The sequence below is a fragment of the Gangjinia marincola genome, assembly GCF_039523415.1.
Lineage (GTDB): Bacteria > Bacteroidota > Bacteroidia > Flavobacteriales > Flavobacteriaceae > Gangjinia > Gangjinia marincola.
Genome location: NZ_BAAAFG010000013.1, coordinates 1 through 14,668, shown reverse-complemented (window position 1 = coordinate 14,668; position 14,668 = coordinate 1). Strand labels below are relative to the sequence as shown.

Annotated in this window: 6 protein-coding genes; all 6 read right to left on the bottom strand. The window is 38.6% G+C overall.

All coding sequences use genetic code 11. The features are described 5' to 3' along the window. Positions 1–47: 47 nt before the first annotated feature. Positions 48–2,492 (bottom strand): OmpA family protein, encoded by a 2,445-nt coding sequence (locus ABD000_RS05780; protein ID WP_343764812.1) that lies wholly within the window; start codon positions 2,490–2,492, stop codon positions 48–50. Between the two features lie 16 nt (positions 2,493–2,508). Then, positions 2,509–3,441: a PorP/SprF family type IX secretion system membrane protein gene (locus ABD000_RS05775; protein WP_343764811.1), complete on the bottom strand. Its 933-nt coding sequence runs from the start codon at positions 3,439–3,441 to the stop codon at positions 2,509–2,511. A gap of 19 nt (positions 3,442–3,460) precedes the next feature. Next, positions 3,461–8,599: a DUF7507 domain-containing protein gene (locus ABD000_RS05770; RefSeq protein WP_343764810.1), complete on the bottom strand. Its 5,139-nt coding sequence runs from the start codon at positions 8,597–8,599 to the stop codon at positions 3,461–3,463. A gap of 174 nt (positions 8,600–8,773) precedes the next feature. Beyond that, positions 8,774–10,756, bottom strand: coding sequence for an OmpA family protein (locus tag ABD000_RS05765; protein ID WP_343764809.1), 1,983 nt, complete (start codon positions 10,754–10,756; stop codon positions 8,774–8,776). 5 nt (positions 10,757–10,761) lie between these two features. Next, entirely contained in the window at positions 10,762–11,697 is a 936-nt protein-coding gene (locus ABD000_RS05760) for a PorP/SprF family type IX secretion system membrane protein (protein ID WP_343764808.1), read from the bottom strand. 119 nt (positions 11,698–11,816) lie between these two features. Beyond that, the coding region (locus tag ABD000_RS05755) for a DUF7507 domain-containing protein (protein WP_343764807.1) at positions 11,817–14,668 on the bottom strand (2,852 nt) is incomplete at its 5' end.

Genomic DNA, 14,668 nt, shown 5'->3' with positions numbered 1-14,668 from the left:
ACGTCTCTTTAGATAAGAGACGTTTTTTTGGAAAAGTTTAATAGATGTTAGAAACGCTCAAGCCCCCGCAGACCAACCACAAAGACATCTGATAAGCCTTGATCTTTTAATTGAAGTTTATAATTATTTGCTTCTTCTCTTGTTGCAAATGTACCTGAGAAATATCGGTTAAATCCATCTTGATATTGATGGTTAAATACATTGCCTAAATAGTCAAACTGATTCGTTGAACGTTTACCTATAGCCGCTATTTGAACAGTAAATATTTCCTTAGTGTTAGAGGATGAAAAGTTATACCTATCATTTGGATTTACAGTTTCCACGGGTTGAACAGGAGTGGTCTCTGTTTGGGTTACAGGCTGATCTTTTTGTGAGATTGACGTATTGACCTCAACAACAGGAATATCATTCTTTACTACAGGATCTATTGTAGCGCTAGGTTGTGAAGTGTTTTCAGTTTCAACGGGAGTACCTTGGTTCACGATGACCTCATTTACAATCTCTGTAGCTTTACTTACATCAAATTCATTATCGTCGTTTGTAATAATAAATTCTGATCTTCGGTTTTTTTGATGCTGATCTTCGGTGCAATCGACCCCATCTGAACATTCGTTGACGAGTTGAGCTTCACCATAACCTCTACCACTTAGCCTAGAACGATCAATCCCTTTTTCAACCATATAATTGATTGTAGATTTGGCTCTACGATTGGATAAATCTTCGTTATAACCTATATAGCCCTTACTATCTGTGTGGGATCGAACGTCAATTTGCATTCTGGGATATGAACGCAACACTGCAATAATTTTTTGTAGTTCAACTTCGGCATCCGGTCTAATATTGCTTTTATTAAAGTCAAAATAAATAGGATCTAATTGTAATAATTTGAACAAATCATCCCCTGGTCTTGCGGTAGTTACTCCTAAATCGCTCCCTCGTTTCATATCAATAGGAACGAAGAATTTACGCTCAAACTCATTAGTGGTTTCTATGATCTCTTCTTTTGTTTCAAATCCTTCTTTAACGACGCGAATAATGTAATTTTTATCACACTCAAGTTTGAACTCATAAAATCCATTTTCGTCAGTAATCATGCTTGAGATCAAGTTGAGTTCCTCGTCATAAAGCTCTACAGTTGCAGCAGCTACTACTTCATCAGAATCAGGATCTGTAACCGTACCGCTCAAATATTGATTACACTCTTTAATTAAGACTTCCTTTTGCTTAAACCCATAAATATCATCTTCTCCTAATCCACCTTCTCTATTTGAAGCGAAATATCCTAAATTGGTCTCTTTATCAATAATAAAACTAAAGTCATCTTTAGGACTATTTACCGGGCGACCTACATTGTAGACCTCATCAAAATTACCTTCGTCATCCACACTTGCGACAAAAATATCCAATCCTCCCAGGCCTGTATGACCATCTGAAGAGAAGTACAAATCATTTGTTGAGCTTACAAAAGGAAACGTTTCTTTACCTTCTGTATTAATGGCATCGCCTAAATTTTTTGGAGTCCCAAATGAGCCGTCCTCTGCGATATCAACTACAAAGATATCAGACTGACCTAATGAGCCCGGCATATCGCTAGAAAAATACAGCTTTGTTTCATCAGCATTAAGTGCAGGGTGAGCCACATTGTAATCCTGACTATTAAAAGGAAGTTCTACGGGATTTTGCCATTTACCCCCTTCTTTGCGTTTTATACGGTAAATTTTTAAAAAGTTAAACCCTGCGTCATTACGCTGTAATTTACCGTCATAATTATTCCGTGTGAAATAAATCGTATTTCCGTCTTTAGTGAATACGGCAGAAGATTCGTGAAACTTAGAATTTACATCTCCCGGAAACTCGGCTACATCTTCGCTCAATGAGTTATCCTCGCTACGCTCAGAGTAATATAAATCTAAAAAGCCCTGTTCGTTCCACTCATGAACGCGTTTTGAGGTTGAAGCAACCTCTCTGTTAGAGGAAAAGACCAATTTATCACCAAAAAACGTAGGTGAAAAATCTGAAAGCCTTGAATTAATATCAACTTGCTTGAGGTCAAATTTGCCTGACTGCATTTCAATCAACTCAAGATAATTTCGTTCTTTTTGAAATAATTCTGCACGTCGATCAGTGTCTTGTAAGTTTTCAAACTTAGCCATGATCTTATCAGACTCTTCATATTTTTGTACACTCTTTAACGAGATAGCATACTTGAATAGGTATTCTTTCTCTGGAGAGTTGTCCAATTTAAATAACTCACCGTACCATTTGGCCGCTTCTCTAAATTTACCATTAAAGTAATATGAATCACCTAACTTCTTAAAGAGATTGACCGACTTGAACCCACTATTGGCTACTTCAAGATAAATTTCTCTCGCATCAATAAACGCGTACTCATTAAATTTAGCATCGGCCTTTTTAATCTTATCTCTTTGTGCAGAAACGGTAAATGCCGAAAATAATAAGACAATAAGTAATATATATGTAGAAAACTTCATTCCCATTTAATAGGTATTAAAAGAATCGCGGTGTAACCATCTTATCATAACGTTTAAATAATTCATACCTAAACATTACCTCAAAACTACCCCCGGAATATTCTTGCAAATCTGTCGTATCAATATCATATGCAAATCCAACATACATCGAATCCACAAACTGAAAACCAACTAATGCCGTTGCAGCTGCATCCAGTCTATATGCCGCTCCTAGGGTAAGCGAATCATACAGCAAGAAGTTTGCCGATACATCAATCTGTAATGGACTACCTGCTACTGCCTTTGTAAGAATTGTTGGTTTGAATTTCACATCTGAGGTCAAATCAAATACAGAACCTGCAATAAAGTAATAATGCAAACGCTCTGCAGCAACCGAAGATGATGAAAGATCACCCGCCTCTTGAAAATGTCTTGTTTTTAATAGGTTAGGAGAACTCAATCCCGCGTAAAATTTATCGGTAAAGTAGTAAAATCCAATCCCAACTTGTGGTGCAAACCTATTGTCTACTTCAGCTTCTTCTGATAATGCAGGATCCTCCATTTGTGTGGAAACGTCGCTATAATCTACATTAAGCAAATGCCCACCTGCTTTTAGTCCAAAACTTAACTTTGATTTATAATTGAATTGAATGGTATAGCTTCCTGCAATATCCAGATATTGCTCTGTCGCCGGACCAATATTATCATTCATAATATTAACTCCTAATCCTATGTTACCATACCCAATAGGAGTATGAGCAGATAGTGTTTGAGTTGCCGGACCACCATCGATACCTACCCATTGACTACGATGTAAGCCTACCAGACTAAACACTTCTCTAGATCCTGCATATCCCGGATTAATACTTAAGGTGTTATACATGTACTGACTGTACTGTGAATCCTGTTGAGCGTGTGCCAGTTGTATACAGCATACACACACTATTATTCCAAGAACGCTATTTTTCATCTGCTTTATCGTCGCCATATTAATCTGCATTGATATAAATGAATCCTGTTAGTTCTCTAGTTCTATCTAAAAAGTCCACATATTCAAAAATGTAAATATATGTGCCAGTTGGCAACTTCTCATTCTTTGCAATAGTGATACGACCGTCACTGGTACCGTCAAACTCTATGCGCTCTCCATCTTCAATAGAGCCGTATGCTTCGGCTTCATATACCAACACACCCCAACGATTAAATATTTTCAAATTGTTACTGGGGAAGTTTTCTATGTTCTCAATGATAAGCACATCGTTAATTCCGTCTCCGTTTGGTGTGATACCATTATAGAAAATGACATCATCTGGCACGTCAAGTAGCACTACGGTAGGATCATCATCTTCGCCTGTATCGTCAGCCGGGTTTGTAGAGTCTGAAACATCTTCTACCGATCCACCATTGGTGTTGAAACCAGTAGCAGTTGCAGAGTTGACTTTTTCTCCCGCTTGAAGATCAGCCTGAACGAGTGAATAAAGGATTTCTTCTGACGTAAATATCTCACCCGGAAGCAGTGTTCCTACCTCAATGGAAACATTAATATCATCAACATCATCAATGACAATATTAAACAAGGTCGTATTACCCGTGTTGGTTAGCGTGAATTGATAATTGATTTGATCACCTACATTGACCATTTCATTTTCATCAGTATCTACATATACTCCTGATTTGAGTAGAGCCAGCCCATTCTCAATTAATAAAGGAGTAACCGTGGGGTCATCATCTTCATCACCATCATTATCATTGGTTGAGTCAGAAACATCTTGAACATCTTCATTCAGATAAATTCCTATTGCGGTAGCCGAGTTTACTACCTCACCGACATCAATATCACTTTGTTGGAGAGTATAGGATAGCGTAAACGTTTCTGCTACTCCGGGGTTTAAATTAAAGGGACCAAAGATAATGTCGTTAGTCACCTCAAAGAGTGGATCTAAAATGATGACATCTGCTAATGGAGCATCACCCGTATTGGTCACCGTAAACGTATAGTCAATGGTTTCTCCCGGCTGACTTAGCCCGTCGCCATTTTCATCATTGAGAACGCTTCCCTTTTCAAGGACAATCCCGGTAACTAATTCTAGTGGAGTACATATGCTAGCTTCAGAGGTTACACTGATTCCATCAGGATCAAATCCTTCCGCTACAGCTGTATTGCAGAATTCACCAGCATCTATATCCTCCTGTATGATGATATAGTTTGTTGAAGCATCTGTACTTACTTCAGCACTTACACCGGGAGCTAGTGATCCCGCCACACTAATATTTTCAAAATTGATCGTTGCATCATCAAGTTCAATATTAGAGATGTTCGTACCACCAGTATTGGTCACGGTAAAGGTATATTGAATCTGATCACCCGCATTTAATGTGTTGTCATCGCCTAATAATACTGTTGCTGATTTTACAAGCACTATAGAAGAAATAAAGCCATCATCCAGATCAATGCACACTTCATTACTCTCATCACTTACGTTGATGTTTGATGGAGAAGAAACACCCTCTACACTGGCGATATTACATACCTCACCTTCCTCAATATCACTTTGTTCTAATCCATAAATTTGTATAGGTAGAGTAAACTCTTCTCCTACTGCGAGGTTAAAAGGTGATCCTATGTCTCCTCCTAACAGAGGATCTTCGACTTGTATAGAAGTTAAATCTTCGCTTCCGTTATTAATTACTGTCAAAGTATATTGAATCACATCATCTACATCTACCACCCCGTTGTTGTTGGCATCAACTAAAACCCCAGATTTTACAATGCTTATCGCAGCAGCGAACCAACAGGTTTCGTCATTATTCCCGGGACCATCTAATGGATTGGTAGAATCTGAAACATCAGTTACTGTTCCCTGAGTACTTGATCCAATGGCAATAGCAGAATTACAAAATTCACCAGCATCTATATCTGACTGAGTTAACACATAAGTCGCAGTTGCTGTGCCGGTTTCATCTACACCTAATGTTGATGGTGATACTACAATACCGGTTTGACCAATATCTGCATCGTCAATACTAAGGTTGGTCACTTCCAGGTCTCCGGTATTAGTTACTGTAAAATCATAAGATAATTCATCTCCTGCATTAATGATTCCATCGTTATTTGCATCAACATAGGTAACGCCTTTGAGTAATTCTATGGATGCTACATTAGATAAGGTAATAATTTCGGTACTACAGGATTCAGTTACCGGGCTACCGGTAGGATCATCTGCATTCACACAGGCGGTGTTGGTAACAAAGCCATTCGTTATATCATTTTCTATGATGGCATAAACATAATTAGCATCATTCGATCCACTCAATATTATTTGCTCTCCAGGTGCTAAGTCTGGAAGAGTAAACGGCGAGTTTGGAAGTAACGGATCATCTAGGACCACATTATTCAATGAAACGTTTCCGGTATTTGTTATGGTGAAGGTGTATTCAATCAAATCTCCTGCATTTAATACACCCACTGGATCGGTATCTACATAAATTCCTGTTTTCACGATTGAAATTGCGGGACTAATAGATAAAGGTGTACACAATACGTCACTATCTGTGACCGGTGTACCTTCAGAGGTTTCACCATTAACAGTTGCCAGATTACAAAAAACACCCGCAGCAATGTCCTCATTACTTATTTCATAAAATAAGGTATTTTCATCTTCTACATCTCTAAAATCTCCCGGTTCCAATTCATTAGCAACAAATAGGTTTGTAATACCAATATCATCGTCGTCTATGGTTATATTAAAGACTGGGAAATTTCCAATATTCTCAACTCTAAATGAATAAACGATTCGATCTCCAACATCAACAAATCCATTATTATTAAAATCAACGTAAGTACCAAACTTAATGATATCCAGTTCGCCTACCGGCGGAAGAGGAGTACACGTAATATCATCATCTGCTCCTGTATCATCAGCTATATTCACAGAATCTGAAACATCTGAAACAGGTTCGTCCGTTGGAGATTCTCCTGAAACTGTTGCCTGATTACAAACGACTCCGGCATTAATATCATCTGGCGTAATGGAATAGGTAGTTACACCACCTGTATTAGTTGCGTTAAATTCTATAAAAGCTCCTACCGGAAGATCAAAAGGACCAATAATTGGATTAGTGGGATCAAGCAAAGGATCGACAATGAATGCATTTTCAATTGTAACATTACCCGTATTGGTTACCGTGAATGTATAGTTAATGACATCGTTTGGATCTAGTTGACCATTCCCGTCATCAACAAATTGTCCTCCTTTAAGTAGGGTTAATTGTGGGTTTAGTTCTAAGACTACTATTTCCTGATCGGTGCTGGGTATAGCGGTTTGACCACTTTGACATTCCCAGTTTGCTTCAGCGTTATTAATCACCTCGCCTGCATTGAGATCTGATTGTTGTATATTATACGTAACCGGACCTAAAATTCCGGTTTCACCAGGAGCAAGCGTACTGGGACTTACAAATGCGTTGGTTAATCCTAACATTCCATCGGTAATGCTTACTCCAGTGATAAGTTGATCACCCGTGTTAGTTACCTCAAAGGTATATTCAATAACATCATTTGTGGTAATTTCGCCATCACCATCATCTACCAACACGCCTGTTTTAACCAAGTTGGTTTCGCATAAATTTTCGGTTGCAGTACATACTTCCTCAACAGTGTCCTGCACCTCAAAGGTTTCTGGAGTAAATCCAGTCACAGTAGCAATGTTGCACACTTCGCCTGCATCAATATCTGCAGCTGTAATGAAATAGGTTGCCGTAAAAGTTGTCGTATCAGATTCTCCAGGCAGCAAAGCAATAGGCCCACCTGACACCGGTACTAACACATCGTCAATCGTAATATTTGATAATTGTCTGTTCCCTGTATTGGTAACTGTAAAGGTATATTCAATCGCATCCCCTACACTTACACCACCATCGCCGTTGGTGTCTACATAATCTCCAAATTTTTGTAAATCAATTTCTGGTACAGGACAAAAGAAGCCGTCAAAACCAGCAAAAGTTTCTTCATCATCTACTACAATATCAACAAGCGCATCAGAATCAATAGATCTTAATACTTGATTAGGACAACCAATATCAACAGTGACTTCTACCACATCAGAGGTATAAGTCCCTGGCTCAAGGTCAACCGTCCACACTCCTTCATCATTTGTTTGAACAAAATTATTATTCCCGGGTCCAGAAATCACTTCAATACTTACAGAAACTCCTGGGATTCCCGGTTCACCTACATCCTGAATACCGTTAAAATTAATATCGTTAAAAACGATACCTGTGGAAGTACCAAACTCTGGAGGGAAAAACCCAACTTTTGCATCCCCAACTCCGTCTCCATTATTATCATCACCAAAAAAAATGGTTTGTCCGGCAACGATTATTGTTTGAGATGGATTAACTCCTTGAGTAACATCTGAGTCTGGATCAATGTTAGGAGTACCTGTATTAGTCACGACCAATGCAGATATATTACCAGGAACGGTACAAGCTTCCCAAATACCATTCGCATCAGTAATTTCAAAAAAATCTTCTATCAATGGATCATCAGGATCAATAATCACTGTGGCCCCGGCAACCGTAGACTCAATACCAACATCAAATATTCCGTTACCGTTTTCATCAATATACACACAACCGGTGACACAACCCAATACTGCATAACCAACTGGACCTGTGTTTAAACTCCCTCCCTCTGTAACCGTAACTGTTTTTGGATCAGCACCCAATGTAAGAGTTAATCCATTTTGAGGAAAATCAGAATCCAATACTGTAGGAAATACTACGCCAGCATCCACTTCATCTTGATCAAAATCCTGAATATCAACTACAGTTTCACCAGCCGGAACTACTGCAGTCCAATTACCCAGTGAATTTGTAACAACTGTTTGCTCAACGTCATTAACATCAGTAATCTGAACGTCTATATTTGCAAATCCAGGTTCGCCTGGATCTTTAATTTTATTATTATTTAAGTCTTGGAAAATATTACCCGTAAGTGTTCCTGTAACTGCAAACGAGTTTCGCTGTTGTTTGGAAGCATAAGAAAAGAGAGAGCCAATCGCAGCTATCAGGATAATAACATATACAAGCGAATACGTACTCGTTAATTTAAAATATTTTTTTCGCATAAACTTTCATTTATAGCGCACAGTAGGTAGGGTAACTGCAAACTTAATTTGGGGTTCTTTTGTTAACAGGCTCTCAACACGTTATTAACAACAAATATAAAAAAAGCCATATAATAGTATGTACAAACGATATAAATTAGATCAAATTCGCTAAACCATCCATCAAAGGTAACTTTATTCCCCTTTTATTTTAAATAATATCGTGAACTCAGATCTACGGTTTAATTGATGCTTCTCCTTACTACAAGGTACACCATCTGCACATTCATTGAGAAGTTGAGTTTCGCCGTAGCCTTTTGCTACAATTCTTTCAGCTTCCAATCCGTTATTTAATAAATACTCTTTTGTTTGATTAGCCCGTCGCTCAGACAATCCCTCATTATATTTTTTTGACCCCCTACTATCTGTGTGTGAGGAGATTTCAATTTCAAGTTTGGGATACTTTTTCAAAATAGCCACAATCTTGTTCATCGCTTCTGTTGCATCCGGCTCACGCACTTTTGATTTGTCAAAGTCAAAATAAATGGGTTCAAGCGACAATAGTGTTTCTAAATCTACAGGATCAACCTCATTTTGCACTTCTTTTGTTAAGGCAATGGATTGTTCAAATTCTTCAATTCCTTCTGGAGTAACAAAAAAGCGGTCTTGTGAAATGTATCCATCTCTCTCTGCCCGCAGTGTATACTCTGTATCACAATCTGCTACAAAGGCATAGTTTGCCTCCTCACCTACGATAGTTTGCTCAAGTGTTTCTTTGGTTTCTTCTTCAATTAACTTTACTTCGGCTCCAGGCAATTTCTCCCCGGTGTCCGTATCTGTTACAATTCCTGTAACTACTACTCTACACAAGTTTCTAGGAAGTTTCTTTTGCTGGAACGTATAAATATCATCACCTCCCTGACCTCCTTCGCGATTCGAAGTTAGATAACCTCGCTTACTCACGTCGCTTACCGCAAAGGCAAAATCATCATCTGGGCTGTTTGCCGGTTCACCTACATTGACTATTTCACCAACTTTGTTATCTACAGTTAAAGAAGTAACAAAAATATCTAATCCACCAAGCCCGGGATGACCATCTGATGCAAAATATAAATATCCCTTTTCACTTACATAAGGAAATGTTTCCCTTCCTTCAGTATTAATCTCTCCCGGTAAACGCATGGGTTTACCATAGGTATTATCGTCATAAATTTCAACACAAAAAATATCAGACTGCCCAACTGTACCAGGCATATCACTTGCAAAAAACAATTTCTTTTCGTCTGGGCTCAACGCTGGATGTGCCACTGCATAGTCATCACTATTAAATGGCAACTCTTCTATACGATCCCATGATCTGGTCAAATCATTAAATGTAGCTTTATAGATTTTTAAACGGTTATAAAACTTTTTATCTTGTCTGTATTCCCCATCATTATAATTGTTACGTGTAAAATACATTGTTTTACCATCTTTGGTAAAAACTGGTGTAGATTCATGGTAGATGGTGTTGACATCTCCTTTAATCTTCTTAACATTGGATAAATCTCCATCAATGCTATCGGCTTCTGCTGTATATAAATCCAAGAATGCCTGATTATTCCATTTATTGATTTTTCTTGTGAAGGTCCCGGTATCCCGAGTAGACGCAAAAACAACCTTTTTGTCATAAAAAGCTGAACCAAATTCAGAAAATTCAGAATTTATACTCACAGGGTCTATCTCATATCGCCCAGACTGGTAACTAATTTGCTCCAGGTAGTCCTGATTTTCAGTAAATAAGGCTGATCGCGTATCATCACCTCTAGCAGCTATAAATCGCTTCATCCATTGATCACTGGCATCATAATCTCTTAATGACTTTAAACTTTGAGCATACCTAAAATAATATTCCGGATCTGTAAACTCGCTGAATTCTTCCATGAGTTCCCCGTACCATTTAGCTGCACCTTTAAAATCTCCGTTATAATAATAGGTATCCCCCAGTTTTTGAAACAATTCCTCTCCGCGGTAGCCGTCTTCGACTACCTTTAAATAAAGACGCTGAGCCTTAATATAAGAAAGACGCTCATATTCTCTATTTGCTCGTTCTAATCGGGTATTTTGAGAAAAGGAGGGCTGCGCAGTAAAAACTACAAATAGCACTAGTAAAATTATCTGTCTCGTTTTTCCTGTCATACCCATTAAAAGAATCTCGGATTTAAAATTCGACCGTACTGCCTAAATAACTCAAAACGCAGAAAAACTTCAAAACTACCGCTATTGAATTGTGCTAATTCAGTGGTTTCCCTGTCGTAGGCAAATCCTATCATCATGGCGTCTGAAAACTGAAATCCTGCCATCGCACTCCATGCAGCGCTCAGACGATACGCTCCTCCTAATGTGAATTTTTCATACATCAGCGCATTTAAGGACAAGTCTAATTGCAAAGGAGCACCTGATACAATTTTGCTTAGCACAGCAGGTTTTAGTTTAAGATCATCATTTACCTGAAAAACATAGCCTCCCATAAGATAAAAATTGACTCGTTCTTTAGCAATACGAGCAACCCCATCAGAATCTTCAAAATGATCATTCTCTAATAAATTAGGAGCACTTAGTCCAACGTAATAATTATTATTATACATATATGCTCCTAAACCTATTTGGGGAAGAAGCCTGTTGTCAATTTGTTGTAAGTAAGAAGGGTCAACCTTTTCATCTAATACCAATCGATTAAAATCATTATCCAATAATTGAGCTCCAGCCTTAACTCCAAAACTCAACTTGGTTTCTTCTGTTACATTTATGTTATAACTAAATATGGCATCAAAATAGGTTTCTCTTGTAATGAAAATTTCGTCATTCGTTAAATTAAACCCTACTCCTATTTTACCTATCCCTATGGGAGAATGAGCAGAAAATGTTTGAGTTCTTGGGGCTCCATCTAGACCTACCCATTGTGACCTGTGCAAACCAAGACCACTAAATACCCCTCTCGTTCCCGCGTAACCAGGATTAAAACTCATCGTATTATACATATACTGGGTATACTGCGCATCTTGCTGAGCATTTACCGCATAACACATACTAAGTACTACAAGAAAAAATAATTTATTTAAGTACTTATGGAGCCTCATTTACACTCTTTAAAATTGATGGATTAAACCGAAGAAAAATTACAAACAATACCATGCACTGTATAACATTCCTGTACATACTTATGCACAGGAATGTTAACAATTACATTATGATTTGTCTATCTGTTAAGATACAGTGGACCAGCTTGTTCTCTTAGTTTTCCTTCGTCCTCTCCGTTCCTATCTTTATAGGTCAGGATGTAATAATATGTTCCTACCGGGAGTTTATCTCCCTTATTGATTGTAATTCTTCCATTACTTTCACCTGTAAAATATTCTACACCAGGTGTTTCATATCCGTCTGTTTCAAAGACTAACACACCCCATCGATTAAATATTTTCACATTGTTATCTGGGAAACGGTCTAGCCCTTTAATTCTAAACTCGTCGTTTATACCGTCATCATTTGGCGAAATACCATCATTTACAATAAAGTCATCCGTTTCAGGGAATATTTCTATATGGCTGTCTGTATCTTCTACTTGCTCACCAAGTGGTGATATTGCAGAAACTTCTGCCGTGTTTGTAAATTCTCCTTCATCAATTTCACCTGTTGTGATTTGATGAGTTCCTGTAAAGGTTTCACTTTCATCCGGTGCCAACTCATCTAACGTAAAGGTGAAATCAGCATCAGGATCCTCAAAGATGAAGTTGTCTAATGTTACATTCCCAGTATTTGTGATGATAAAGGTATATTCGATAAAATCATCAGAGTTTACAATACCATTATCATCTGCATCCAAATACATACCAGTTTTCACTAATGAAACACTTGGTACCTGCTCAAATTGAGTAATTGTTTCTTCATCCTGACCAGCTTCAAAACTATCATCATCAGAGATATCATCAATTAAATCTCCATTAGGATCAATTGATTCAACTACCGCCGAATTAAAGAATTCACCAGCATCGATATCTGATTGCATGATGGTGTATACTGCAGTCGTTATTCCTTGCTGACCAGGTAATAAGGTATTTGGATCAACCAATAAGTTTGCCACTCCAATCACATTATCGGTCACATTCACGTTGGTTAAGGTCACGTTACCCGTATTTAAAACAGTAAAGGTGAATACAATTTCATCTCCCGCACTATCTAATCCATCGCCATCCACATCAATAATTTCAGAGGTTTTAATCAAGGCAATTCCAGGGAATTGCTCAATCTCAATCACCGTTGGATCATTGGTTGGATCACCATCTGTATTACCTTCACCATCTGGTGTTTCAACCGTTTCATCACCCGTATCAGACACATCGGTATCGCTCAATCCTCCTAGCGTATCTTCTACCGTAACGGTTGCGCTATTCTGCACATATCCTAAATCAATATCTGCTTGCGTCAAGACGTAATCCACCGTTGTAGATGTAGCCGTTTGACCTGGATCTAGTGATACCGGTGTAAAACTTACCCCAGATAGATCTCCTAGCAATGGATCGATCAGATCAAAGTTGGTTATAGTAACATTACCCGTATTGGTTATTACAAAGGTATAGGTAGCCGTATCAATCCCTGCGTTTGGAACACCATCGCCATCCACATCATTTAATACACCCGTCTTAGTTAAGAACATATCAATAACTTGCTCTAAGGGTTCTACCGTAGGATCATCATCTGCCCCGGTATCATCAGACGGATTACCAGAGTCTGAAACATCTTCAGCTGGGTCACCTAATAAAGTTACTCCATCTATTTCAGCCGAATTCACCTTTTGACCTTGGTTGATATCCTCCTGTTGAATCACATAACTAGCATCTGTAACGGTAACACTCTCACCCGGTGCTAGTGTTCCAATAGGAATAGTTACACCAATATCATCTGCATCATCAATTTCAAGATCAAATAATGTCACATTACCTGTATTGGTTACCGTGAAAGTGTATTCAATCGTATCAATACCCGCATCTGGAATTCCGTTGCCGTTATTATCAATAAACTGACTACTCTTCACCAGTTCTACGGAAGGATTCTGTGGTACGATGGTCTCTGTCGGATCATCTTCAGTATTTCCGTCAGTATCATCATCATCATCACTTACATCTGTTGTATTAGTTCCGTCTGGCCCATCTCCGGCAGCGGTAACCTGATTAGCCACACCACCATTATCTGCATCAGATTGTGTCAAGGTATAAGTAGCGGTATACGTAGCTATTTCGCCCACCTGAAGATCACCTTCAGCAGAACCTAATGAACCGTTTACAAAGTTAGGACCACTGTCTAGGGTTAATGGGTTTCCATTTAAATCCACTAGAACATCAGTTATCGTTACATTATCCAGTGTTACATTACCCGTATTTTCAACCGTAATCGTATAGGTTATGATGTCTCCAGCACCATTAATTCCGTCACCATTATCAGTCACTGCAGCCGTTTTAACAGCATTCAATTGTGGTAACTGCGGAATGTCAAGCACAGTAGGGTCATTGGTTGGATCGCCATCGGTATTTCCGTTTCCATCTGGAGTCTCAACCGTCTCATCTCCTGCATCTGAAACATCTGTCGTAGATAAACCTATCACCGTATCATCGACTTCAATCGTTGCGCTGTTTTGCACAAAACCATCATCCACATTATCTTGTGTCAATACATAGATATCGGTCAAAGTTCCTGTCGCGGTCTCACCCGGATCAAGCGTGGTGTTATCAAATACGATTCCGCTAGCATCAAACAATGGATCAGTCAATACAAAGTTTGTGATCGTTACATTTCCTGTGTTCGTTACGACGAATGTATAGGTTACCGTATCGCCCGCATCGATTACTCCATCACCACCGTCATTTATCACACCGGTTTTAGTGAGCGTAACATCAATGACTTGTTGTAGTGGCTCCACTGTATCATCATCATCTGCTCCTGTATCATCAGCAGGGTTCAATGAATCTGAAACATCTGTCGCAGTCAATCCGTTTGGTCCATCCGCAGTTACAGTAGCTGAATTTACTACTTCACCGTTATTGATATCTGATTGTT

Bases quoted from the DNA above. Each gene is read 5' to 3' on its own strand.
- ABD000_RS05780 (WP_343764812.1), bottom strand. From the start codon at position 2,492: ATGAAGTTTTCTACATATATATTACTTATTGTCTTATTATTTTCGGCA.
- ABD000_RS05775 (WP_343764811.1), bottom strand. From the start codon at position 3,441: ATGAAAAATAGCGTTCTTGGAATAATAGTGTGTGTATGCTGTATACAA.
- ABD000_RS05770 (WP_343764810.1), bottom strand. From the start codon at position 8,599: ATGCGAAAAAAATATTTTAAATTAACGAGTACGTATTCGCTTGTATAT.
- ABD000_RS05765 (WP_343764809.1), bottom strand. From the start codon at position 10,756: ATGACAGGAAAAACGAGACAGATAATTTTACTAGTGCTATTTGTAGTT.
- ABD000_RS05760 (WP_343764808.1), bottom strand. From the start codon at position 11,697: ATGAGGCTCCATAAGTACTTAAATAAATTATTTTTTCTTGTAGTACTT.